Here is a 23,883-nt window from a genome sequence, read left to right on the forward strand (position 1 = left end):
GGATGGCCTGATCGTCAACTTTTGTCGTCTGAGGAAGAAGATCGCCAGCTATTGAAAAAAGTCTCGCGAGGGTGAGGATATCCAGATGCGTCGTCTCCCCCAGACTTGCGGGCGGGTGGTCTCGGGCCTCCTCGCGTTCCTCCTCGCCTCGGCGGTCGCCCTCCTCGCGTCCGCCCAACCCGCCGCCGCGCACGGGACCCTCGCCATGTCCACACCGGCGAGCGGCGCCGCAGTGCGCGAGCCGTTGACGGAGGTGCGGCTGTACTTCACCGAGAAGGCCGCCGCCAATGCGTTCTTCACGATCACCGCCCCGGGCGGCGTCCGTGTCGATAACGGCTGGTCGTATGGGGAGCCGAAGCCACTGGACAAGCCGGTACGGGAGTACTTCCTGGTCAACGGTCAGTTCGAGCCACGGGAGTACACGACGGGGTTCCCCGCGGTGGTGTCCGTCGCCCACCTGCCCGCCAAGGGCCAGTACTCGGTGAGCTACCTGTCGGTCGCCTCGGACGGCGACACCGTGCGGGGCACCCTGACCTTCCGCTACGACGGTCGGGTGACGGCAGCGCCGAAGGGGTGGAGCCCGCCGTCGACCCAACCGGACCCGGCGCTGGTGACCGCCACCGAGCAGCACAACTCGTCCGGGCAGGCCTCGGCGGTGCCGACCACCGCCGACGATCCGTCGACCCCGCCGGCCGCGGCGGCCCCGTCAACCGGGTCGACCGAGGAGAGCGGTCCCGGGGCACCGGCCTGGGCCGGCTGGGCGGCGGCAGTCGCGGCGGTCGGGGCGGCGGTCGGGTTCGTCGTCTGGCGTCGCCGATCCGCCGGCACACCCACCGGCCGGGGCCGTGCCTCGGCGGCGACCTCCGGTCGACGCGGCGGTGGCGCCCGTACCACGAACAGGGCCGGCACTGGCACTACCGTCGGCGGCAAGGCCGCCGGGGACAAAACCGCCGGGGGCAAGACCATCGTGGGCAAGACCGTCGGCGGCAAGACCGCCGCTGGCAAGACCGTCGGGGGCAAGGCCGGTGCGGCGACCGGCGTCGTCGCGCGTACCGCGAGCGACAAACGGCGGCCCGCCACAGTGCCGGCGGCGCGCAAGGGCACCACGGTCGTCACGGCCCGCACGGGCGTTGCGGTCGATCCGATGCCTACCGATCAGGTGACCACGGCCCTCGCCAGCACGGACGACGAGCTGACAGTCGACACCGGACCACGGCCCGACACGGACCTCGCCGCCGCGACGCCTGGGTCCCGGTTGAGCAACACCCACCTGGCGCTGTTCGTCGGTGGCCTGGTGGCGGCCCTGTTGGCCGGGTTCGGGTTGGCCCGTATCGGCACCGCCGACGAGAGTCCGGCGACCAGCAACGCACGACCGTCAGCCGGCGGATCGCCCGCCTCGGGACAGGTGGGCTCCGCGACCGACGGGCACCAACACCCGGCGGGCACCGGGCCGCACACGCATCGGGGTGACGACGCGACAGGCGCGACGCTGGCGACCGGCACGACGGTCAGCGCCGGTGGGTACACCCTGCAACCGCTGGAGCGGTCCCAACCCCCTGGTGTACGCGCCGACTACCGGTTCCGCATCGTCGGGACCGACAGGCAGCCGGCAACGACCTTCGCTGTCGTCCACGACAAGCCATTGCACCTGATCGTGGTCGGCCGCGACCTGTCCGGCTACCAGCACCTGCACCCGACGATGGCACCCGACGGCACCTGGAGCGTCCCCCTGACGCTGGCCCGGCCCGGGGGCTACCGCGTCTACGCCGACTTCTCCGTCACCGCGGCCGACGGCAAGCAGCAGCCCCTCGTGCTCGGCGTCGACCACACGGTGCCCGGCGCGCACAACCCGACCGTGCTGCCGCCCGCGGCGGCACAGGCGACGGCTGGCCCGTACACGGTGTCGATGACCGGCGCCCCGACGGTGGGGGTGACGGCGCCGATGCACTTCCAGGTCAGCGCCGACCCGACCGTACCGGCGCAGTTGGAGCGGTACCTGGGCTCGTACGGGCACCTGGTCGTCGTCCGTGAGGGCGACCTCGGCTACGTGCACGTCCACCCCGAGCAGGAACTGGTCGACGGGACCGTCAAGTTCTGGCTGACCGCGCCGAGTTCAGGCCGGTACCGGGCCTTCTTCGACTTCCAGGTCGCCGGCACTGTGCACACCGGGGAGTTCACGATCAACGTTCCCTGAGTCCGGAACTTTCTCCGAGCTGCGGCCGACCAACCTCCCAGCAGCAACCATCGGAGGAAGAACACATGCGCACCACCAGCCCGAACGCTTCACGCCGCCGCTCGGCCGCCATCCTCGCCGCCGCGATCCTGACGGTGGGCGTCGCCGGTTGCGGCTCGTCCGACTCTCCGTCGACAGCGCAGGCGAGCCCGCCCGCGTCGGCCTCGGCCAACCCGGACGCTGGTGTGCTCGGCATTCGTGACCCGTGGGTGAAGGCCGCCGACAAGGGCATGACGGCGGCCTTCGGGACCCTGGTCAACGACGGCGACACCGATGTCACGGTGACGAGTGCCACGACCTCGCTGTCGCCGATGGAGCTGCACGAGATGGCGATGAAGGACGGCAAGATGGTGATGCGGCAGAAGCAGGGCGGCATCGTGATCAAGGCCAAGAGCACGCACGCCTTGGAGCCCGGGGGCGACCACCTCATGCTGATGAACCTCACCAAGCCCGTTCAGGCCGGCGACGAGTTGACAGTCACCCTGACCTTCGCCGACGGCAAGACCCAGCAGTTCCGCGCCATGGCCAAGCCGTTCACCGGCGCGCAGGAGAGCTACGCCCCCGGGCACGGCGAGCCGATGCCCAGCATGAGCGCCACGCCGGAGATGAGCATGAGCCCGGCATCGTGACGCGGACACCACAGGTCCGGCCGGTGAGCAGGCGCGGCCTGCTCACCGGCGGAGCACTGGCCGCTGGCGGAGCCCTGGCCGGTGGTGCCGCGATCGCCGGCACCCGCGCGGGGAGAACCGCGCCGCCGACGGCGACCGCCGCCGACACGACGCCCGTGGCGACCGTCGGAGGGCTGGTCGAGCCGTTCCACGGCGCCCGGCAGGCCGGGGTGGCCACCGAACCGCAGGCGCACGCGTCGTTCGTGGCGCTCACAGTGCGGGCCGGCGTCGACCGGGCCGCGCTGGGCCGGATGTTGCGGTTGCTCACCGACGACGCCGCGCGGCTCACCCAGGGCCGACCCGCGCTGGCCGACACCGAGGCCGAACTCGGGCTGCTGCCGGCACGGTTGACAGTGACCTTCGGCTTCGGGCCGGGCCTCTACCGGGCGGCCGCCGTCGACGACCGCCGGCCGGCATCGGTCACCGAACTGCCGTCGTTCCGCATCGACCGGCTTCAGCCGGCCTGGTCCGGCGGCGACCTGCTGCTGCAGATCTGCGCTGACGACGCGATCTCCGTCGCCCACGCCCAGCGGGTCCTGATCAAGGACAGCCGACCGTTCGCCACTGTGCGGTGGGTCCAGCAGGGCTTCCGGCGCAGCCCCGGTGTCGAGCCGGGCGGCCACACCCAACGCAACCTGTTCGGTCAGCTCGACGGCACCGCCAACCCTCGACCCGGCACGCCCATGGACACCGCCCTCTGGGTCCCGGACGGCCCGGCGTGGCTGCGTGACAGCACGACAGTGGTCCTCCGGCGGATCAGCATGAACATGGAAACGTGGGACCTGCTCGGCCGGACCGACCGCGAACTCGCTGTCGGGCGACGGCTCGACACCGGCGCCCCACTCACCGGCACCGCCGAACACGACGAACCCGACTTCGCCGCCACCGACGCCGACGGCCTCACCGTCATCCCCGACTTCTCGCACATGACCCGCGCTCACGTCACCGACGACCGGCTGAAGATCCTGCGCCGGCCCTACAACTACGACGGGGTGCCGACGGCGGAGGGCCACGCGGACAGCGGCCTGATCTTCACGTCGTACCAGGCCGACATCGCCCGACAGTTCCTGCCCATCCAGCGCCGGCTGGCCGATCGGGACCTGCTCAACGAGTGGACCACGCCGATCGGGTCCGCTGTCTTCGCCATCCCGCCCGGATGTCAACCGGGCGGGTGGATCGGCGAGCAGGTGCTCGGATGACCATGCCCACCGTCATGACCGTACCGTCGTCCCGCCCCACCGCCGTCCGGCTGGGCGCGGCGGTGCTCGCCGTCCTCGTGGCGGTGCTCATCCCGGCCAGCCCGGCCTGGGCGCACAACTCGCTCAAGACGGCCACGCCCGCCCGGGACGCGACGGTGCAGAGCGCGCCGACCGAGGTCACGCTCGAATTCATGCAGCGACTCGACCCGGCGTTCACCACCATCGTGCTCACCGACGCCGGCAAGCGGAAGCTTCCTATCGGCGAGCCGGTGGTCACCGGCGCGAAGAGCACGGTCCAGGTGACCGACACCCTGCCGAACGGGACCTACACGGTCGCCTACCGGGTCGTCTCCGTCGACGGGCACCCGGTGCAGGGGTCCTACCCGTTCACTGTGGCCGATCCGACGTCCAGTGCCGCGCCGGTTGCCAACGTCAGCGCGTCGGTACCCGCCCCGTCCGCCGCCGCCGGGGAGTCCGGCGGCGGTCCGAGCGCCGGCGTACTCGTCGCGGCTGCCGCGCTGGCCCTTCTCGTCCTGGCGACGGCTGGGCTGCTGTGGCGGCGGGCGGCCCGGCGCTGATCCGACCCTTCCTCGTGCGGTCGGCTCGCCCCATCACCTCACCAAGCAAGGTCATCACGTGTCCGACACAGAACCACGGCAGTCCACCAATGACGATCCGAGCGGTGCCCGCACCGTCGCGGTAACCCCGACCGGTCCAGCCCCGTCCGCGTCCGAGACAAGGGTTCTCCGGGCTCCGGCTGGTTGGTCACTGTCGTCGCCGTCGCGTCGGCGGTCACACTGTTGGTGCTCGGCCTCCGGGTCGGGGGTGCGCTCACGTCCGCGATCCCGGGCCTCCCCGACGCGGGACCGATCACGACCAGGGCACTACCCGTGTTCCGGCTGCTGTCCGACGGTCTGGCCACCGTCACCGTCGGCATGCTGGTGACCGCCGCGTTCCTGCTGCCCGGCGACGGACGCAGCGTCTCGCCGCACGGCTACCTGCTGCTGCGGCGGGCCGGTGTCGCCGCGCTCGGTTGGTCGGCGGCGGCGCTGTCCCTGCTGGCACTGACCGCCTCGGACCTGCTCGGCCAACCACTGACGACACTCGGGCCCGCGACCGTCGTCAGTTTCGCCACCACCATCTCGCAAGGCCAGTCGCTCACACTCCAGGCCACACTGGCAGTGGTCGTGGCGCTGCTGGCCAGATTCGGGGTGTCCCGTGGGCTCGCCGCTACCGTCGCGGTCCTGGCCCTGGTGGCGGTGCTGCCCCCGGCCTTCACCGGGCACTCCGCCGGGGCCGGTAACCACCAGATCGCCGTCACCAGTCTGGCCCTGCACATCCTCGCCGCCGCGGTGTGGATCGGCGCCCTCATCGCCCTGCTGGTGGTACGACGCAGTCGGCTGCTGGCCGACGCCGCCGCCCGGTACAGCCGCCTCGCCCTGGGCTGCTTCGTCGCCGTGACTGTCAGCGGGGCAGCCAACGCCGCGGTTCGCCTCGGTCCGGTCGACCAACTCTGGCACTCCCGCTACGGCTGGTTGGTGCTCGGCAAGCTCGCCGCCCTGCTGATCCTCGGCACGCTCGGCGCGGTACACCGCTCCCGCACCCTGCCGGCGTTGCGCGCTGGACGGCGATGGGCGTTCGGCCGACTCGCCGCCGGTGAACTGATCGTGTTCGCCGCCACGGTGGGGCTGGCCGTGGCGCTCTCCCGCAGCCCCACTCCGGTCGCCGAAGCCGGCACCGACGCCGACCCGATCACCGAACTGCTCGGCTTCCCGATGCCCACCGCACCCACCGCTGGCAACCTGCTCGGACAGCCGCTGCCGGACATGTTCTTCCTGACCCTCTGCGCTCTCGGCATCGGCGCTTACCTGGCCGGCGTGCGACGGATGCACATCGGAGGGCACCCCTGGCCTCTCGCCCGGACGGCAAGTTGGGTGGGCGGGCTGCTGCTGCTCGCCGCGACCACCAACCTCAGTGTCGCCCGCTACGCGTACGTGCTGTTCAGCGCGCACATGGCCCAGCACATGGCGCTGTCGATGCTGGTGCCGATCCTGCTGGTCGGCGGCGCGCCGATCACCCTCGCCCTCCGCACCCTGCGTCGACCAACCGACCCGGGGGTACGCGGTGCCCGGGAGTGGCTGCTGATCGCGGTGCACAGCCGGCTCACGAAACTGCTCACCCATCCGCTCGTCGCGCTGGGCATCTACACCGCCAGCCTGTTCGGCCTGTACTTCAGCGACCTGCTCGGTGTGCTGATGCGCTCCCACCTCGGTCACCTCGCGATGCTCACTTACTTCGTGGTCGCCGGCTATCTGCTGTTCTGGGTGCTCATCGGGGTCGACCCGGGCCGCCGACGCCTCCCCCATCCCCTGCTGGTGATCATCCACCTGGCGTCGATGATGGCGCACGGCTTCTTCGGCCTGGTCCTCATGCAGACGACCACAGTCATCGCCCCCGACTGGTACCTCGCCGTGCACCCGAGCTGGGCGTCGTCGCTGCTGGCCGATCAGAAGCTCGGCGCCGGCATCGCCTGGGCGTTCGGCGAGCTGCCCGCCGTCGTCGTCATGATCGTCCTGATTCGCCAGTGCCTCCGCGCCGACCGATCTTCGGGAACCGCCGACGGCTCTCCCCCGACTACCAGTCAGGGCCGGCGCGACACCCCACCGGGCGACCAGACCAGTACGGGAACAGCTTCGTACTTCCCGACTCTTCCGATCGGATCACCATGTCTCTCACCGAACTGTCCGGCACGCCGACGGCGGAGCCCGCCACTACCACCGAGAAACCGGCCCGACCCGTCCGGCGCCCGTCAGCGTTCGGCGCGCTGCTGCTGCGGCTGCACTTCTACGCCGGCATCCTCGTCGCCCCGTTCCTGGTGGTCGCCGCACTGACCGGCCTGGCCTTCACCACCACCCCGCAACTCGACACCATCCTCTACGGCGACCAGCTGACCGTCGCCCAGGTGGGTGAGCGTCAACTGCCGCTGGCCGAGCAGATTGGGGCCGCGCGCAACGCGCACCCCGACGGCAGCATCGCCACTGTGCAACCCGGTGACGGCGACCGGACCACGAAGGTGGTGTTCTCCCTGCCCGAGCTCGGCGAGAACCAGCACACCGTCTACATCAACCCGTACACCGGCGAGTCCCAGGGGCAACTCACCACCTGGTTCGGGTCCACACCGGTCACCACCTGGCTGGACGACCTGCACCGCCACCTGCACCTGGGCGCCGTGGGCGAAAACTACTCCGAACTGGCCGCGAGCTGGCTGTGGGTGATGGCGCTCGGCGGGGTCATCCTCTGGTGGCGTCGACGCGGCGCCGCCCGAGCCGCCGCTCGGCACCTGCTCGTGCCGGACCTGTCCACCGGCAAGGGGGTCCGCCGTACCCGGGGATGGCACGCCACCACCGGCATCTGGCTCACCGTCGGACTGCTCTTCCTCTCGGTCACCGGCCTGACCTGGTCCCGCTACGCCGGCGCGAACTTCACCGCAGGCCTCGACGCGCTGAGCGCCCGCACCCCGGAGATCTCCACCAGCCTCACCGCCGGTCCCCCCGCCCCTGCCGAGACCGGCGGGGGCCACGAGCACGGCGCCGCCGGGGCGGGCGGCGTCGTCGAGTCGGCGGCCTTCGATCGGGTCCTGACGGTCGCTCGCGGCGCGGGCCTCTCCGGGCCGGTCGAGATCAGCCCCGCGCCGGAGCCGGGCTCCGCCTGGACCGTCACGCAGGTCGACAACACCTGGCCGGTCAAGAAGGACCGCATCGCCGTCGACCCGGCCTCCAACACGGTCACCGCCCGCAGCGACTTCGCCGACTGGCCCCTGCTGGCCAAACTGAGCGGTCTCGGCATCCAGGCCCACATGGGGATCCTCTTCGGTCTGGTCAACCAGATCCTGCTCGCCGCGCTCGCCCTCGGCCTGCTCTGTGTCATCTTCTGGGGCTACCGCATGTGGTGGCAACGCCGGCCCATCCGCGCCGACCGCCGTGCGATCGCCGGCACCCCGCCGGCCCGCGGCGGCGTACGCGGTCTGCCGCTCTGGGCGCTGCTGATCGGCGTACCGGTGACAGTGGCGATCGGCTGGACGCTGCCCCTGTTCGGGCTCACCCTGCTCGCTTTCCTCGTCATCGACGTGGTGGTGGGTGCGGTGTCTCGACGCCGGCGACCTGCTGCGGCCCCCACCTCCCCGGCACCCGCGGGGAGCTGATCCACCGGACCGGCCGTCCGTCCTCCGACGGACGGCCGGACGCTTCGCTCAGATCACTACCTGTTTGGTGTTCGGCAGGCTGTCGACTATCGACTTCTGCACGTTGATCGTGTCGGCGATGACCTCGTGGGGCGTGTTGGCCATCCACTGCATCACCGAGATGTCCTCGAACCGGGGATGGCGGAACATCTCCAGGAACACCAGTGGCTCGTCCCCGGTGTTCTCGATGTAGTGGCCGTACGCGAACGGGACGTAGCCCACGTCGCCGGCCTGGAAGTCGAACGTCCGGGCTGCGGCCTGGGAGGCGAAGACGCCCATCCGCCCGGTGCCGGAGATGTAGTACTGCCACTCGTCGGTGGTGGGATGCCAGTGCAGTTCGCGCATCCCTCCCGGCTCGACCTCGACCAGGGCCGCGGCGGTGGTCACGGAGGCGGCGAAGTTGGTCGAGTCGGTGATCCGGACCGTTCCGCCGCGGAATCGCTGCGGGGTCTGCGCGAGCATCCGGTGCTTGAAGCTTCGTGGGATGTCACCGGTCGGGCTGACCACCCGATCCTGCTGCAGGGGCGGTGGGACGTCGCCCTGGAAGATGTACTTCTCCCGTTCGGGCAGGTTCTCCATCTGTTCCAGCGTCCAGCCGAAGTTCTTGGCCAGGACGTGTCGAGGGGTGTGGGCGAAGAAGTCGCTGAGGAGGAACGTGTTGTTCTCCGAGAACGCGCCGTCGTCGAAGACCAGCAGGAACTGCGCGCCGTCTTCCAACGCCTGGATGTTGTGCGGCACGCCCTGCGGAAAGAACCACAGATCGCCCGCCTTCACGTCCTCGATGAAGTTGCGGCCCTCGTGGTCGACGGCGCTGATCCGGCAGCTGCCGCTGAGCATGTACGCCCACTCCGACTGCTGGTGCCAGTGGATTTCCCGGTACGCGCCCGGCTCGAGACCGAATTGGACGCCGGACAACTGGCTGGCGATCGGGAGGTCTCGGTTGGTGACCTCGCGGGTCCAGCCACCCTTCTCCACACGGGTGTGCGCCTGCGAGAACGAGAACTTGAGGTTGGGCACCAGCCGGCTGTCGGTCGTTGGTGGAACCAGGAGATCCGGGTTCTGCCGCTCGACCTCCACGTTGCGGCCTGCGAAGGGCGGGGCGCCCTGGTCGCCGCGCCGCGGCTCGGGATCGCTGTTCGCCATGATCGCTGTCTCCTCACTCGGGTTGGATCGGGTGGGGCGCGGAAACGGCCCCGCCCCGCAGCCGTAGCCGGGACGAGATCCCCAGCAGCGCGCGCAGTCCGGGCCAGCCGTACTGGACCGCGATCGCGACCGGAATCGCCGCGGCGGTCGCCATCAGCACCAGGCGGGTCCACGCCGGAGCATGACCACCCGCCCCGGTGCCGGCGTAGAGGACGAACATCAGCAGTACGACCCGGAGCCGATGCAGACCGGGAAGTTCGGTGAGCTGGGCCATGATTCGATGATCGGCGCCGAACGCCGCCCGTCGCATCACGTGATCGCGCCATTACCGCAGGTCAAATCCCGGACGGCGGGGGCCATTCGGCGCAATCCCGCCGGTTCGTCGATCTGCTCGCCCGTACCTGCCACCATGGCTAGGCTCGGTCGCAGGACGGCCTTTCGACACGCCTGGTAACAACCGGGGAGAACGCCATTGTCCGAATCACCCTTCAACGCCGGAACGCTCCCGGCCGACGACATCACCAGCGACGCCGAGCAACGACGGCATCGGCTTTTCGCCACGGCGGATCAGCTCCGGCTGGCCGGACGCGGGATGGAGGCGCTGCACGTCCTGGCGGCGGAGATCGCCACGAGTCGCGACGGCGAGCGCCACCGCGCCCACCTGCTTGGGCGGGTGGCGCAGATCGTGGCACTGGAGCAGCCGACCATCGCCCTCGCCGGCCTGCGGGAGGCGTTGAACCTCCGACTGGACGCCCGCAGCCGCGGCACCCTGCTCGCCCTGATCGCCACGATCGCGGCCCGCACGGGACATCCGGACACCGATGCCCTGCTGCGCGACGCGGGCACGGCGCACGCCGCGTCGGGTGATCAGGCGTCCGCTCGCCAGCTCGCGCTCGGCCGGGCCGCCCGCTCGCTCGCGCACGGTGATCTGCCGGGCGCCCAGGCTGTGCTGGCGGCCCTCGACCCGGATTCCTGGACGGCACGCGCCGACGCCCCGTCCATCCGGGCGGAACGGATCCTCGTGCAGCTCGGCCTGGGCCGGCACCAGGACGCGCGCGCCGCGACACGCCAGGCGCCCGACCTCTCCCTCACCGGGCTGACCGCGCTCGACTGCCTACGCATGGTGGCAGTGGGAGAGCTGCCCGAGGCGGCCGCGCTGGCCGTGACGACGCTCAGCTCCGGCACTGCGGACCTCAGCAGGGAGGTGCGTGCCCTGTTGGTAGCGGTGATCGGCGAGGTGCGCTACCGCCGGGGCGAGCACGACGACGCCCGCGCCATCCTCCGCGCCTGCCTCGCCGAGAACCGATGGCCCGACCGTACGATGTGGACGTTCGCGTTCTGTGTGGCGGTGCGCGATCCCGCCCTCAGCGCGCCGGCCGGCCTGCTCACCACTGTCGTCGCCGACCTGCACCGGTCGGTCCGGTCACTCCTGCCCGTGCCGCACTTCGGCCCCCGACTGGTACGCGCGGCGGTGGCGGCCGACGACACCCGGGCCGCACACCGGGTCACCGAACTGGTCGAGATGGTCTCCACCCGCACCCCGGTGCCGCTGTGGCACGCGCTGGCCGACCAGAGCCGAGGGTTGCGCGACGGCGACCCGGACGCCCTCCGGTCGGCTGTCGACCGGCTGCGCACCACCGCCGCGCGGCCGGCGCTGGCCGACGCGTTGCTCGACCTCGCGAACAATCCCCGGGTACGGCCAGCCGAGGCGCAAGACGCCGCGCACGAAGCGGCTGCCCTCTACGCCCGGATCGGCGCTCCTGGTGACCAGGCGATCGCGGACCGGCGGTGCGCCGACCTCGCCGCCACCCCGCGCCACCGGCCGTCGATCGACGAGCTGCCAAGCCGGGGCATCGGCGCGCTCACCCCCGCCGAGGAGCGGGTGGCCGAGATGCTCGCCGCCGGCGCCACGAAGAAGGAGGCGGCCAGGAGCCTCTTCGTCTCCTTCCACACCGTGGACACCCAACTCCGCTCCATATACCACAAGCTGGGCATTCACAATCGGATGCAGTTGGTGCGGGCCTGGGAACGAACCAGACGATAATCAGCCGATGACCGCGCCAGCCGACCTGACCCCGCTCGCCGAGGCCGTGGAGTGCGAATTCATGCACTCCTACGAGTCGCAGGCGCCCGGGCCCGCGTACACCGATCTCGGGATCGCGACCACCCGCATCGGCGGCGGTGTCGCCCTGGCCATGCGCAACGATCCCTCCGGCGGGTACTGGAACAAGGCCCTCGGCTTCGGCACCACCGAGCCGTTCACGGTGCAGACCCTGGACGCCGTCCTCGACTTCTACCGGGAGCAGGGCGTCGACCAGGCAGTTTTCCAGCTCGTCTCGTCGGTGCTGCCGGCGGGCTTCGACGAGGTCGCTGCCGCGCGCGGGCTCGAGCCGGGAAGCACCTGGGTCAAGCTCGCCGCCCGACCCGGCGACGTCGCCGTGGCGCAGACCCGTCTGCGCGTCGCCCCGGTGCCGGCCGCCGAGGCGCGTCGCTGGGCCGACGTGCTGCTCACCGGGTTCGGCATGCCGACCGGTGGGCTCACCGACATGCTGGCCGCGACGGTCGGCCGGCCGGCGTGGCGACCGTACGCGGCCTGGGACGACGAGGAACTCGTCGCGGGCGGCAACCTGTTCCTGCACGGCGAGGCCGCGTCGCTCAACGCCGCCGCGACGGCCTCCGGGCACCGCGGCCTCGGGGCGCAGTCGGCGCTGATCGCCGCCCGCGCCCGAGCCGCGGCCGAGGCGGGATGCCGGTGGCTGTTCGCCGAGACCGGCAAGCCCGCGCCCGGCCAGCAGAACCCGTCGCTGAACAACATGCGCCGGGCCGGGCTGGTGCCGCTCTACGAACGCCGCAACTGGGTCTGGCGAGCAACTGCCTGAGGTTCACTTCTCGCTGTCGAGCAGCGACATCATGGCGGTCGCGTACCGCTGGCCGGACGCGGCGCCGGCCGGCACGGCACGCTCGATCTCGTCCAGCGTGTCCTGGTCGAGCACCAGGTCGACAGCGGCCAGCGACTCGGTCAGCCGGTCGCGTCGCCGCGCCCCGACCAACGGCACGATCTGTTCGCCCTGTGCCGCCACCCAGGCGATCGCCACCTGGCTGGTGGTCGCCCCCAGCCGCTGTGCGACCCGGCCGAGCGCGTCCACCAGGCGCAGGTTGGCGGCCAGGTGTTCGCCCTGGAAGCGTGGGCTGTTGGCCCGGAAGTCCGTGCCGGTCAGCGCACGGTCGGCAGACCAGTGGCCGCTGAGCAGACCTCGGGACAGCACCCCGTAGGCGGTCAACCCGATGCCCAGCTCCCGCAGCGCCGGAAGGATGGTGGCCTCCGGGCCCCGGGAGAGCAGTGAGTACTCGATCTGGACGTCGCTGATCGGCGCCACCGCCGCGGCCCTGCGGATGCTGTCCGCGCCCACCTCGGAGAGCCCAATGTGCCGGATGTAGCCGGCCTGCCGCATCTCCAGCAGCGCGCCCACTGTCTCCTCGATCGGCACCTGCGGGTTCAGCCGCGACGGCCGGTAGATGTCGATGTGATCGGTGCCCAACCGGCGCAGCGAGTACGCGAGCCGGTCCTTCACCGCCGCCGCCGACACGTCGTACGGTGCCGCCTGGAAGCCGCCGTCGGGTGTCCGGCGTGCGCCGAACTTCACGCTGAGCACCACCTCGTCCCGGCGACGCTCCCGCAGCACGCGGCCGATCAGCATCTCGTTGTGACCCGACCCGTAGAAGTCCGCGGTGTCGATCAGGTTCACACCGGCGTCGATCGCCGCGTGCAGCGTCGCGACGCTCTCCGCCTCGTCGGCCGGGCCGTACAGGTCGGACATGCCCATCGCGCCGAGCCCGATGATCGACACCTCCGGCCCGGAGGCACCCAACCGTCGCCGTCGTAGACCCGTCATGCCCCTCGTCTCCTTCGGTCGTCGTCGCGGTGCGTCGTGGTGTGCGGGCACCGCTGTGTACGCTGTGTCCATATAACCAGCTAGTAGACAGCGTGTCCATATAATCGGGAGGACCAGTGGCCGAGCTCACCCCGGATGCCCAGACGCCAGCGCGCCGTGGTCGCGGCCGTCGCCCCGCCGACCAGGTACGCGCGGAGATCCTCACGGCCGCCGGTGACCTCCTGCTGGCCGAGGGCATGGCCGGCTTCACCATCGAAAAGGTCGCGGCCCACGCCGGAGCCAGCCGGATGACCATCTACAAGTGGTGGCCCTCCAAGGGAGCGCTCGCCCTGGACGGCTACTTCACAGTCGTCGCGCCCACCCTGGCCTTCGCCGACACCGCCGACATCGTCGCCGACCTGACCAACCAGCTCGTGGCCTTCGTCCACCTGGTGCGGGACACCACCGCCGGACGGGTCATCAGCCAACTCATCGGACAGGCGCAGACCGATCCGGAACTGGCCGCCGCCTACCGCGAGCGCTACTCCGCACCCCGCCGGGCCCTCGCCGTCGAAACCCTCAGCAGGGCAATGGCCCGGGGGCAGCTACGGCCCGACATCGACCCCGAATCGGTCGTCGACCAACTCTGGGGCGCCTGCTACCACCGGCTGCTCATCGCCGACCTGCCGCTCACCGAGGACTTCGCCCGCACCCTTGTCGACAACCTCATCCGTGGACTGCGCTGACCGACCAGCGGGCAGGCCACCACGCCACGCCACAGATCGACCGGGCCCCGCGGGCGACCACCCGACCAACATGAAGATCATGTTCAATCGATGCTAACGTCATTGATCGATGCTCATACGATCGTCAGTCTCGCCCGGCCGGCACCGCAACCTGAGGTGAGGATGCCCCTCCACTTCGACCTGCTCGGGCCGCTGACAGTGTCACGGGACGGCCGGCCGGTCGCCCTCGGGTCGACGAAACAGCAGCTGGTGCTGGCCGCTCTGCTGCTACGCCCGGGTGAGGCGATCTCCGCCAACGAGCTGATGACGCTGGTGTGGGGCGACCAGCCCCCCGCCTCGGCCGCCGCGAACCTACGCACCTACCTGCGAGGGCTGCGCCAGGCACTCGACTGCGCCGCGGGCGAGCGCCGCCGGATCCTCACCACACCGGGCGGCTACCTGCTTCGCGTCGACGCGGACGAGCGGGACGTGGACCGGTTCGACGCGGCGGCGGCGCGCGGACGGGCAGCGCTGGCCGCCGGCGACCCGGCGGCGGCGCAGCCGGAGCTGGCCCTCGCGCTCGGCGTGTGGCGGGGGCCCGCCCTCGCCGGGCTGCCGCTGCCCCGGCTCCTCACCGGCCGAGTCGCGCGGATCACGGAGCGGCGGCTGCTGACCGAGGAGGACCACGCCGCGGCGCGGCTCGCGCTCGGCGAGGCAGCCCAGGTGATCCCCCGGTTGCGGGCGCTGCTCGATCGTCACCCACTGCGGCAACGGGCCTGGTCCCAACTCATGACCGGCCTCTACCAGATCGGCGACATCGCCGGGGCTCTGGCAGCCTTCCAGCAGGCCAGGCGCGCGCTGGCCGAGGAGACCGGGATGGACCCCGGCCCCGAGCTGACCCGGTTGCACGACGACATCCTGCACCACCGCCTCGGCCAGCAGGGCGCGACGACCGGGTCGGCGGACGACGCGTCGGCCGGCGCGACGCCGGGCCGCCCTCAGCAGCTGCCACTGGCCCTGCCCGGTTTCGTCGGGCGCAACGCCGAACTCGACCTCCTCGACGCGACCCTCGGCGCCCGACCCGAACGGCCCGCCACAGTGGACATCGTCACCGTCAGCGGCATGGCCGGCGTGGGGAAGACGACGCTCGCGCTGCACTGGGCCCATCGGGCCGCCGAACGCTTTCCCGACGGCCAGTTGTACGTCAACCTCCGGGGCTACGACGACGCGGACGCGGTGTCCCCCGCCGATGCCCTTGTCGACTTCCTCGAGGCGCTCGGCGTACCCGTCGGCCGCATCCCCAGCAGCGTCGAAGCTCGGGCCGGGCTGTACCGCAGCCTGCTGGCCTCACGTCGGATGCTCGTCGTCCTCGACAACTCGCGCGACGCCGAGCAGGTACGGCCGCTGCTGCCCGGCGTGGGTCGGTGCGCGGTCCTGGTGACCAGCCGCGACCAGCTCAGCAGCCTCGCCGTGGCCGAGGGCGCCCGACCGTTGACGCTGGAGGTGCTGACGGCCGCCGAGTCGACGAGGCTGCTCCGCAGCCGGCTGGGTGACGACCGGGTGGCGGCGGAACCGGCGGCGACCAGCGAGCTGATCGAGTCGACCGGCCGCCTCCCGCTCGCCCTGTCCATCGTGGCGGCCCGGCTGACCGCCCGGTCCACCTTCCCGATCGACGCCGTCGCGGCCCAACTACGCCCGTCCGAGTCCCGGCTGGAGCAGCTGGCCGACGGGGACGTCCGCCGGATCTTCTCCTGGTCCTACCGAGCACTGAGCACCGAGGCGGCCCGCCTGCTGCGCCTGCTGGGCCTGCACCCGGGCCCCGACCTGACCGGAGATGCCGCCGCCGCGCTGCTCGGCCGCCCCCGGGCAGCCGTCACCCCGCTGCTGAAGGAGCTGACCCGGCTGCACCTGCTGACCGAGCACCTACCCGAGCGGTACGCCCTGCACGACCTGCTCCGGTCGTACGCGGCCGAACTGGCCCAGGCATCCGACCTGGCCGAGGAGCGACAGGCCGCCGCGCGCCGGATGTACGACCACTACCTGCACAGCGCGCACCCCGGTGCGGTGTCGCTCCAGCCGACCTGGGCACCCATCGAGCTGGAAGCGCCGATGCCGGCGAACGTGCACGTGCCGATGCCCGATCGGGTCGTCGCGGCGGCCTGGTTCCACGCCGAGCACCCCGTCCTGCTGCGGGTGCTGCGTCAGGCCGCCGAGACCGGCTTCGAGCGGTACGCCTGCCAGCTCGCCTGGGCCCTGGCCGCGTACCTCGCGCCTCGGGGCATGTTCCAGGAGCAGCTCGCGGCCCAGCAGGCGGCGCTCGCGGCGGCGCGGCGGATCGGCGACGTCCGGGCGCAGGCGCAGGCCAGCCGGATGCTCGCGCGCGCGCTCATGCGGCTCGGCGACCAGCACGCGGCCGAGCACCACGTACAGCGGGCGCTCGAACTGTACGAGCAGCTCGAGGACCTGGACAGCCTGGCGCTGATCCTGCGCCAGTACACCGAGCACTGCACCCAGTACGGCCGACTGGACGAGGCTCTCAAGCACAGCGCCGAGGCGCTGCGGGTCTCGCAGCTCATCGGCAACCGGTACGCCGAGGCGCGCGCGCTGAACGTCAAGGGTTACCTGCACGCCCTGACCGGCGACTACCACCAGGCCGTCGTCGACTGCGCCGAGGCGTTGGCCCAGCAGGAGGCGATCGACGATCGCGTCGGGCAGGCCGCGACGTTGGACAGTCTGGGCTTCGCGTACCACCGGCTCGGTGACCCGGCCAGGGCGGCGGTCTGTTACGAGCAGTCCGTCCAACGCTTCCAGGAATCGGCCAACCGGTATCACGAAGGGCTGACCCTCGTCCGGCTCGGCGAGGCGCGCGAGGCGATGGCGGACCCTCCGGCCGCCGCAGAAGCATGGCAGCGGGCCATCCGGATCTACGACGACCTGGGCGACCCGGCCGCCGACGTGGTGCGGCAACTGCTGGCACGCGTCGTACCCGGCCACTCCGGCCCGGTGACCCCGCCCGAGTGAGACGCCCGGCTACAGCGGCCGGGCCGTCTGGAGCTGGTCGCGGATCAGCGCCTCGTAGTAGCGCCCGTGCGCGATCAACTCGTCGTGCGTGCCCTGCTCCACCAGGGAACCCTCCTCCATCACACCGATCAGGTCCGCGTTGAGCACTGTGCTCAACCGGTGCGCGATGACGATCCTGGTGCACGACAGCGCCGAGAGGATGTCGTCCACCCGACGCTCGGTGACCACGTCCAGGTGGCTGGTCGCCTCGTCGAGCAGGAGCAGCGGCGGGTTGTGCACGAGGGCACGGGCGAGGGCCAGCCGTTGTCGTTGACCGCCGGAGAGCCCTCCACCGCCCTCGGTGAGTCGGGTCTCGTACGCCATCGGCATCGCCATGATCTCGTCGTGGATCTGCGCGCGCTCGGCGGCGAGGACGACCTCGTCGTAGCTCGCCGACGGGTGCCCGAGGGAGATGTTGTCGCGGACGGATCCGGCGAACAGGGCGGGCTCCTGGGTGACCATGCCACACCAACGGCGCAGCTCGCGGAAGTCGAGGTCCTGGAGGAGACGGCCGTCGAAGCGGACCTCGCCCTCACTGGGCACGTACAGTCCGATGATCGTCTTGGCGAGCGTCGTCTTACCCGAACCGGTCCGTCCGACCAGCGCCACCTTCGCGCCGGCCGGAATGGAGAGGTCGACCCCGCGTACGGCCCAGGCGGCGTTGGCGCTGTAGCGCATGCCGACTCCGCTGAGCGTCACCTGCCCGGAGATGCGGCCCGGTGGCTCAGACGTGGACCGGTCCTGCTCGGCGGCCTCGTCCATCACGTCCCGGATCCGTTCCAGGTGGGTGCCGACCGTCTGTAGTTGACGGGCCGTGTTGACCAGGCCCATCAGCGGGGTGAGCACGGCAGCGGCGAGAGCGTTGAGCGCCAGCATGGTGCCCAGCGACATCGCGCCGGCGACGACCTGGTGCGCGCCGACCCACAGCAGGAGCAGCGGCGAGCCCATGCGGAACACCCCGAGCGTCGCCTCCAACCCGGTCTCCAGCTGACGGCGGTGCAGCGAGGCGAACTGCCGGGTCTGGAACAGCCCGGACCAGCGGCCGAGGACCTGCTGCTCGGCGCCCATCGCCTTCACCGTCTCGGCGCCGGCCAGCACCTCGACCGCGTAGTTCTGCTCCTCGGCCTGCGCGGCGATGTCCCGATGTGTGCGTTCGCGCATGGCCCGGTACGTCGCCACGATCGCGCCGAGTTGCAGCAGACCCAGGCCGAGCACCAGCCAGGCGTAGAGCGGTGTGAACGCCAGGAGCATGCCGATGTAGACGACGACGAACAGTCCGTCGAGGACGAGCGACATCGTCTGGCTGGTCACCAGGTCGCGGATGACTGTGTTGCTGGACATCCGCATCAGCAGGTCGCCGCTGCTGCGCAGCTGGAAGTACGAGTACGGCAGGGCGAGCAGGTGGTCGAAGAAGCGCCGCATCATGGTGTCGTCCATGCGGGCGTGCAGCACGTTGAGAGCGACACCTCGGGCGTAGGTACCGACGCCCTGGGTGGCCAACAACAGGAGCATGCCGAGGCCGAGGACGGTCAGGGCCTCGACCTGCCCCTTCCCGATCACCGTGTCGACAGCGAACTTGGTGATCAGTGCCGGCAGCAGCACCGCCAGTTGGAGCAGCAGCGAGACGACCAGGACCAGGCCGAGCAGCGGACGGGAGAAGGTCAGCATGCTGCGGGCGAACCGCAGCGAGGCCAGCCGTCCCGGGCTGGGACGGCGCTCGAACTCCTCACCGGGGGTCAGTTCGATGGCGATGCCGGTGAAGCCCTCGCCGAACTCCTCGCGGCTCATCCGCCGCCGGCCCATCCCCGGGTCGACGACGACGGCGCCGCGTCGGTCCCACCGCTCCAGCACCAGATAGTGCCGGAAGTTCCAGTGCACGATCGCGGGCAGCCGCAGCTGCGGCAGTCCGTCGAGGTCGACGCTGACACCTCGGGCCCGCATGCCCGTCCGGCGGGCGAGTTGGGTCATCTGCAACGCCGTGGCGCCGTCGCGGCCGATGCCCAACTGCTCGCGGCACTCGGCGACGGAGGTCCACCGCCGGTAGGAGCTGAAGACCATGGCCAGGCACGCGGCGCCGCATTCGGTGGCGCTCATCTGGAGCATGATCGGCACCCGGCGGCGCTGTCGCAGCCAGCTCGGCGTCATCGGAGGACCCTCCCAACGCCCGGCACCAACTCCAGCAGTGTGGGGTTGGCGACCACGAGACTGAGCCGGCCGAAGGTCTGCTGCGTCTCACCGGAGAGCAGGACGATGGTGACCGGCCGGGCCACCTCCGCCGGGATGTTCCAGCGCCGAGCTGCGGCGTCGTCGACGACGACCTCGGCCCGGACGACCCGCAGGGTCGCCCGTCCGCCCTCCTGGACCAGTGTGACCTCAGTGCCCTGCGCCGGCTCGGGGTCGAGGCGTCCGGCGAACATGGAGACCAGGTTCGACCCGTCGGCACCGATCGCCGCGCCGTCGACGGTGCGCGGCACCCGCATCACCGCCGCGAAGCCCAGGCCGACCAGGAGCAGCACGGCGAGCGCGACCAGCGGCCGTCCGGAGGACCGGATCGGGCTGCGTGCGGGGCCGTCGTGCACGCCATCGCGGTAGGTCGCCAACGCCTGCGGGCGGTACGGCCAGACCTGCTGCTCAGCCACGCCGGTCACCGCCCACGGCCGGGATCGGAGGCTCGACCAGCAGGATCGACGGGACCCGGTCCGGCAGGGCCAGGCGCAGCAGGTTGTAGCCGATGCCGGCGATGCCGCTCATCAGGCCGGGAGTCTCCGCGCCGAGTGGAACGCCACACAGCCAGCCGTCCCGGTCGATGTAGTCCAGGATGCTGGCGGCCACAAGCTCGGCCTGTCGGGCGGCGTCCTCGTCGCCGCGGACCCGTGCGGCGGCCAGCAGGGCCTCGACGTTACCGAGGTCGCCGTGGCAGATGCTGTGGTTGCCGGTGCCGGTGATGACCTCGCCGGTCAGGCCGAACCGCAGCATGCCGGTGCTGGCGTCGGAGAGGTCGCGGTCGAGCAGTTCGTGGTCGTCGACGTAGGCGGCCAGGTCGGCGCGGGCGAGCGCGATGCCGGGCCCGCCGTGGCACCAGGCGACCATGGAGTACCGCTCCGGCGTGGTGTCGCGCAGGTCGAGCCAGCACATGTGCTCCGGGTCGAAGGCCGAGCGTTCGTAGCGCATCGCTCCCTCGACCAGCGGTAGGTGGTCGCGGTTGCCGAGGGCGCGGTCCAACCGGGCCAGGGCGACAGCGATGCCGGACCCGCCGTGTGAGAAACCCGCCAGCGGCCGACTCGGGTTCACCGCGCCCGCCCAGCCGATGCCGTCGCCGGCCGGCTCGGCCTTGTCCACCAGGATCCGGGCGAACGTGCGGGCCGCGTCGAGGACCGGTTCCGTGGGCCGTGCCGCGTGCAGCGCCAGCAGCGCGAGGATCGCTCCGGCCGCGCCGCTGATCACGTCGTACGCCTCGTCCTGCGGAGCGAGGTGCAGCAGGACGGGAACGATGCGGCCGGCGGCGTCCAACAGGTCGTCGCGCTGCCACAGTGCGCCCAGGTGACTCAACGCGTACAGCGGTCCGCCCAGCTCGTTGAAGGCGCCGACTGTGAAGTTCTCCAGGCTCTCCGTCGGCGTCTCGTCGAGCAGGTCGATCTGACGTACCAACATCCCGGCGGCTACCTCCGCCGCGCTGCGGAAGCGCTGCTCGCCGCTGACCTCGCCGAGGTAGCCGAGGAACAGCGCGATCCCGGACAGCCCGCTGTAGAGGTCGATCCCGACCGGGCCGAGCTGCCAGATCTTGTCGGCCACCAGGGTGTGCCCGAGCCAGGCGATCGAGTCCTCGCCGGTGTCGGCCGACAGCAGCAGCCGATCGCCGGCGGCGCACGCGGCGGCGATGAACCGGTCCACGTCGGCGGGAACGGTGGCGGCGCTGACCTGGTACTCCGACCACTGCCCCTGACTCTCCACGCCCATCGTCAGCGCCGCGAGCGAGCTGCGCAGGATCCAGGTCTGCTGGGCCAGGTGGGTTTCGGAGAGGGCGTCGATGCGCTGCCGCGACCGCTCCAGACCGCTGGTGGGCAGCACCCCGGCGACCACCGAGCCGTCTCCGGCGACGAAGTCGTGCGAGGCGGGCGTCGTGCTGAAGAAGGGGATGTCGCCGCGACTGAGCTGCGCCTGCTCGGCGGTGGCGATACGGGCCTCGGCGCCGGGCCACTCCTCCTGCAACCAGAGGAAGCTGAAGAACCGCTCCCGGTCCAGCGCGTTGCGCAGCAGGTCGGGGTGGCGGCTCTCCTGCAACAGCTTGCCGTAGGTGCGGGTGGCGCGCAGGATCACGCGTACCTCGTCACCGGCGAACGCGGCCACCGGCCCGTCGGGTGTCAGCAACTCGTCGCGGTGGCGGTGCAGCAGCCGGTAGGTCTGCTCGAACCCGGCCATGATGTCGGCGCTGAAGTCGAGGGTGTGGTGTGGCGCGTCGCTCAGGCTGGGCAGGTTCTGCCCGCCGCCCATCTCGATCCGCTTGCGGACCAGGCGCATCTCGTCGGTGCCGGATTCCTCCCAGGTGGCGACCGGGGTGGGCGTGAGCTGCCCGGCGGTGCCGGCCAGGCCGCTGAAGTCGACGCCGCCGACGCCGTCGTCGTCCTGGTAGATGATGGGCCGGGGCAGGAGCCCGACCTCCAGGACCGACTCCCGCATCGTCCGGAACGACTCCGCCGAGACGCCGATCTGCTGGTCCGTCTGCTCGCCCTGCGGGTGGAAGAGGGCTTCCAGGTCGACGAGCATCGGGTGCTCGCCGGCGGCGATGATGTTCTCCAGGTGGAAGTCGACGGCCGCGAGGCTGTGCAGCAGCGCCAGGTAGCTGCCCTGCCGGGTGTAGAAGCGGCGCAGCGCGTCGTGATCGGCGCACGGCCCGGCGGTGACGAACTCCGACCAGCCGTAGTCACCGCGGTCGAGCACCCACATGGTGCGCAGCGACGGTTGCGCGCCGCGCGCGTTGAGCCAGTCCAGCAGTTGCTGGAAGTGCAGCTCGACCTGCAGCCCTCGGGGCTTGTAGACGGCGCGGGCGCCGTTGGCGAAGCGGACGAACCCGACCGAGCGACCACCGCGGTGGGAGTCACCGGCGCCGAACGACACCTCCGTCACGCTGCCCAGCTCCGCCGGGTCGCCCAGTCGGGCGGTCAGCGCGGTGGCGTCGGCGGTGAGGCGCTGGGCGAACTCGATCCGGGCGTCCACCCAGTTGTCGATGAGGATTGTCGCGTCCCGGGCCAGCACCGGGTACTCCATCAGGACCTCGAGCGTGTACTTCGGGTCGCGTAGCCGCCGGGCGAAGTCCTGGAAGCGCTGCTGCGAGGTCTCCCCCTCCAACTGCCCCTGCAACCGCAGGACGTTGAGCTCCAGCACGAGCACCCGGCCGACCAGCAGGTTGATCGCCCCGTAGGGCGGCTCGCAGAGTTGGTCGGCGAGCAGGTCGGCATCCAGGTGTGGTCCCGGCGCACCCGCGCAGGCCGCGTGCACCGCCTCGCGTACCCGGCGGACGCCGTCGTCCACCAGCGGGCGCACCAGCTCGACGAACGCGGCGTGCGGGTGCGGCTCGTGGTGGTGGTCATGGTCGTGGTCGTGGTCGTGGTGGTCGGCGTCAGCGGTCTCGCCCGGCCGGTGGTCGCGCCATGCACGCTCGATGGTGCGCACGTAGTCCGGGATGTCGGCGAACCTGCTGCGGACCGTCTCCGGCGTCTCGCCGAGCACAGTGGCCAGCGTGGGCTCGTCGAGGTCGAGGGCGTCGAGCCAGCTCTCGAACAGGTCCGTGTCACCGGCGAAGACCGGTTCGTTCTTCCACCGATCGAGCCGAAGCCGTCCCCGGTCCTCGTCCACCGAGCCGGTCGGCGCCGCGCCGCCGAGCCTCTCCGGCAGGGAGTACGCCAGGTACCAGCAGGGGTTCGAAACGTCCACCGGGTCGTGGCCGGGCAGGTGCGACTGCGTCATCGGGGGTGCTCTCTCTCGCGCAGCGGTCGGGTCTCGCGGCCGGCGGTGCCCGGACACCTCAGGCGTCCGGGCACCGCCGGTCAAGCGGGTGGATCAGGCGGTGCACAGACCACAGGTCGACTGCGTCTGGCAGGTGCCACAGGTGGTTCCGCCGCACGTCGCGCCACAGGAACCGCACGGGGTCTCCCGGGCGGTGAAGCCGCCGCAGCAGCCGAGGGTCCACAGTCCCTCGGTACGCGCGCCGGCGATGTGCGCGAGGACGTCGTCACCGAGCTCGACGACGCCGCAGGGGTGCTCCGGCAGCGCCGCCAACTGCTCGGCGGAAAGGCTCGCCCGGTACTCGGGGTCCTTCCAGGCTTGCACGATGTTCATTAAGGGCTCTCCTCAGGGAATTCGGGGTGTGCCGGCGAGGAAACGCGTCCGTGCGGGACGGTTCGGGTTCGCCGCCGAGGTGGTTCGGTCAGCCGCAGCAGCCGGCGGTGAACGCCGCGCAGGTGCCGTTGCAGAAGGTGCCGTTGAAGGAGAAGCAGCCGGCGGCCCCGGTGACCACGGTGATCGTGGGAGTCGGGGTCCACGTGCCGCCGTCGGCGCCGTCGAGCTCCTGGTCGTTCAGCTCGACGAAGCCGGCCGGATTCGCCGGCAGGCTGGCCCGGTCCTCGGCGCTGAGGGACGCCCGGTAGACCGGGTCCTTCCACGCCCTGATGTAGTCCATGTGAAACTCCGATCTATAGGTGGTGAAGCGCGATACGTGGATGGACCTCCACGGGCGGAACCGTAGG

18 protein-coding genes are annotated in these 23,883 nt (G+C 71.4%); 10 read left to right on the forward strand and 8 right to left on the reverse strand.

What is annotated here, in order from left to right:
• Window positions 1–85: 85 nt before the first annotated feature.
• The 6 genes from OHB44_RS20870 to OHB44_RS20895 all read left to right on the forward strand — a co-directional run bounded on the left by OHB44_RS20870 (window position 86) and on the right by OHB44_RS20895 (window position 8,301).
• Entirely contained in the window at window positions 86–2,194 is a 2,109-nt protein-coding gene (locus OHB44_RS20870; RefSeq protein WP_330437945.1) for a copper resistance protein CopC, read from the forward strand.
• 65 nt (window positions 2,195–2,259) lie between these two features.
• A complete protein-coding gene (locus tag OHB44_RS20875) occupies window positions 2,260–2,862 on the forward strand; it encodes a copper chaperone PCu(A)C (protein WP_266302036.1) in 603 nt (200 codons plus the stop codon).
• Window positions 2,863–2,885: 23 nt separating this feature from the next.
• Complete coding sequence (locus OHB44_RS20880) at window positions 2,886–4,100, forward strand: Dyp-type peroxidase (RefSeq protein ID WP_330437946.1); 1,215 nt, start codon at window positions 2,886–2,888, stop codon at window positions 4,098–4,100.
• The gene (locus OHB44_RS20885) at window positions 4,097–4,678 is read left to right on the forward strand and encodes a copper resistance CopC family protein (protein ID WP_442932617.1); all 582 of its coding nucleotides are present in this window, start codon (window positions 4,097–4,099) and stop codon (window positions 4,676–4,678) included. The genes OHB44_RS20880 and OHB44_RS20885 overlap by 4 nt, the downstream gene beginning before the upstream one ends.
• 183 nt (window positions 4,679–4,861) lie before the next feature.
• Entirely contained in the window at window positions 4,862–6,991 is a 2,130-nt protein-coding gene (locus OHB44_RS20890; RefSeq protein WP_330437947.1) for a cytochrome c oxidase assembly protein, read from the forward strand.
• Window positions 6,925–8,301: a PepSY-associated TM helix domain-containing protein gene (locus OHB44_RS20895; RefSeq protein WP_266305128.1), complete on the forward strand. Its 1,377-nt coding sequence runs from the start codon at window positions 6,925–6,927 to the stop codon at window positions 8,299–8,301. Before OHB44_RS20890 ends, OHB44_RS20895 begins: the two co-directional genes overlap by 67 nt.
• A gap of 48 nt (window positions 8,302–8,349) precedes the next feature.
• Here OHB44_RS20895 and OHB44_RS20900 read toward each other — a convergent pair whose 3' ends face one another.
• A complete protein-coding gene (locus OHB44_RS20900) occupies window positions 8,350–9,483 on the reverse strand; it encodes a cupin domain-containing protein (protein WP_266302032.1) in 1,134 nt (377 codons plus the stop codon).
• A 13-nt stretch (window positions 9,484–9,496) separates the two neighbouring features.
• Window positions 9,497–9,757 (reverse strand): hypothetical protein, encoded by a 261-nt coding sequence (locus tag OHB44_RS20905; RefSeq protein ID WP_266302031.1) that lies wholly within the window; start codon window positions 9,755–9,757, stop codon window positions 9,497–9,499.
• 198 nt (window positions 9,758–9,955) lie between these two features.
• Between OHB44_RS20905 and OHB44_RS20910 the strand changes: the two genes are divergently transcribed.
• Window positions 9,956–11,527 carry a helix-turn-helix domain-containing protein gene (locus tag OHB44_RS20910; RefSeq protein WP_266302030.1) on the forward strand — a complete coding sequence of 524 codons (1,572 nt, stop codon included), beginning with the start codon at window positions 9,956–9,958 and terminating at the stop codon, window positions 11,525–11,527.
• A gap of 7 nt (window positions 11,528–11,534) precedes the next feature.
• Window positions 11,535–12,362 carry a hypothetical protein gene (locus OHB44_RS20915; protein WP_266302029.1) on the forward strand — a complete coding sequence of 276 codons (828 nt, stop codon included), beginning with the start codon at window positions 11,535–11,537 and terminating at the stop codon, window positions 12,360–12,362.
• 3 nt (window positions 12,363–12,365) lie between these two features.
• On the opposite strand, the gene OHB44_RS20920 is transcribed toward OHB44_RS20915, so the two are convergent.
• Entirely contained in the window at window positions 12,366–13,376 is a 1,011-nt protein-coding gene (locus OHB44_RS20920; protein WP_238683996.1) for an aldo/keto reductase, read from the reverse strand.
• A 116-nt stretch (window positions 13,377–13,492) separates the two neighbouring features.
• Between OHB44_RS20920 and OHB44_RS20925 the strand changes: the two genes are divergently transcribed.
• Both OHB44_RS20925 and OHB44_RS20930 read left to right on the forward strand, forming a co-directional pair.
• A complete protein-coding gene (locus OHB44_RS20925; protein ID WP_238683997.1) occupies window positions 13,493–14,101 on the forward strand; it encodes a TetR/AcrR family transcriptional regulator in 609 nt (202 codons plus the stop codon).
• A 162-nt stretch (window positions 14,102–14,263) separates the two neighbouring features.
• Window positions 14,264–17,101: an AfsR/SARP family transcriptional regulator gene (locus OHB44_RS20930; protein WP_266302028.1), complete on the forward strand. Its 2,838-nt coding sequence runs from the start codon at window positions 14,264–14,266 to the stop codon at window positions 17,099–17,101.
• A 9-nt stretch (window positions 17,102–17,110) separates the two neighbouring features.
• Here OHB44_RS20930 and OHB44_RS20935 read toward each other — a convergent pair whose 3' ends face one another.
• From OHB44_RS20935 to OHB44_RS20955, 5 genes are all read right to left on the reverse strand, one after another.
• Window positions 17,111–19,285, reverse strand: coding sequence for a peptidase domain-containing ABC transporter (locus tag OHB44_RS20935; RefSeq protein WP_330437948.1), 2,175 nt, complete (start codon window positions 19,283–19,285; stop codon window positions 17,111–17,113).
• Complete coding sequence (locus OHB44_RS20940; protein ID WP_238684000.1) at window positions 19,282–19,779, reverse strand: hypothetical protein; 498 nt, start codon at window positions 19,777–19,779, stop codon at window positions 19,282–19,284. Before OHB44_RS20940 ends, OHB44_RS20935 begins: the two co-directional genes overlap by 4 nt.
• Entirely contained in the window at window positions 19,772–23,104 is a 3,333-nt protein-coding gene (locus OHB44_RS20945; protein WP_330437949.1) for a type 2 lanthipeptide synthetase LanM family protein, read from the reverse strand. The genes OHB44_RS20940 and OHB44_RS20945 overlap by 8 nt, the downstream gene beginning before the upstream one ends.
• A gap of 93 nt (window positions 23,105–23,197) precedes the next feature.
• Window positions 23,198–23,476 (reverse strand): mersacidin/lichenicidin family type 2 lantibiotic, encoded by a 279-nt coding sequence (locus tag OHB44_RS20950; protein ID WP_091399738.1) that lies wholly within the window; start codon window positions 23,474–23,476, stop codon window positions 23,198–23,200.
• A gap of 88 nt (window positions 23,477–23,564) precedes the next feature.
• Window positions 23,565–23,816 carry a mersacidin/lichenicidin family type 2 lantibiotic gene (locus tag OHB44_RS20955; RefSeq protein ID WP_112603060.1) on the reverse strand — a complete coding sequence of 84 codons (252 nt, stop codon included), beginning with the start codon at window positions 23,814–23,816 and terminating at the stop codon, window positions 23,565–23,567.
• Window positions 23,817–23,883 lie beyond the last annotated feature (67 nt).

It is taken from the genome of Micromonospora sp. NBC_00821 (genome assembly GCF_036347035.1).
Classification (GTDB): Bacteria; Actinomycetota; Actinomycetes; order Mycobacteriales; family Micromonosporaceae; genus Micromonospora; species Micromonospora hortensis.

Excerpts from the sequence above, each read along its gene's own strand:
- OHB44_RS20870 (WP_330437945.1), top strand. The coding sequence starts at position 86 with ATGCGTCGTCTCCCCCAGACTTGCGGGCGGGTGGTCTCGGGCCTCCTC.
- OHB44_RS20875 (WP_266302036.1), top strand. The coding sequence starts at position 2,260 with ATGCGCACCACCAGCCCGAACGCTTCACGCCGCCGCTCGGCCGCCATC.
- OHB44_RS20885 (WP_442932617.1), top strand. The coding sequence starts at position 4,097 with ATGACCATGCCCACCGTCATGACCGTACCGTCGTCCCGCCCCACCGCC.
- OHB44_RS20900 (WP_266302032.1), bottom strand. The coding sequence starts at position 9,483 with ATGGCGAACAGCGATCCCGAGCCGCGGCGCGGCGACCAGGGCGCCCCG.
- OHB44_RS20905 (WP_266302031.1), bottom strand. The coding sequence starts at position 9,757 with ATGGCCCAGCTCACCGAACTTCCCGGTCTGCATCGGCTCCGGGTCGTA.
- OHB44_RS20915 (WP_266302029.1), top strand. The coding sequence starts at position 11,535 with ATGACCGCGCCAGCCGACCTGACCCCGCTCGCCGAGGCCGTGGAGTGC.
- OHB44_RS20920 (WP_238683996.1), bottom strand. The coding sequence starts at position 13,376 with ATGACGGGTCTACGACGGCGACGGTTGGGTGCCTCCGGGCCGGAGGTG.
- OHB44_RS20930 (WP_266302028.1), top strand. The coding sequence starts at position 14,264 with ATGCCCCTCCACTTCGACCTGCTCGGGCCGCTGACAGTGTCACGGGAC.
- OHB44_RS20935 (WP_330437948.1), bottom strand. The coding sequence starts at position 19,285 with ATGACGCCGAGCTGGCTGCGACAGCGCCGCCGGGTGCCGATCATGCTC.
- OHB44_RS20945 (WP_330437949.1), bottom strand. The coding sequence starts at position 23,104 with ATGACGCAGTCGCACCTGCCCGGCCACGACCCGGTGGACGTTTCGAAC.
- OHB44_RS20950 (WP_091399738.1), bottom strand. The coding sequence starts at position 23,476 with ATGAACATCGTGCAAGCCTGGAAGGACCCCGAGTACCGGGCGAGCCTT.
- OHB44_RS20955 (WP_112603060.1), bottom strand. The coding sequence starts at position 23,816 with ATGGACTACATCAGGGCGTGGAAGGACCCGGTCTACCGGGCGTCCCTC.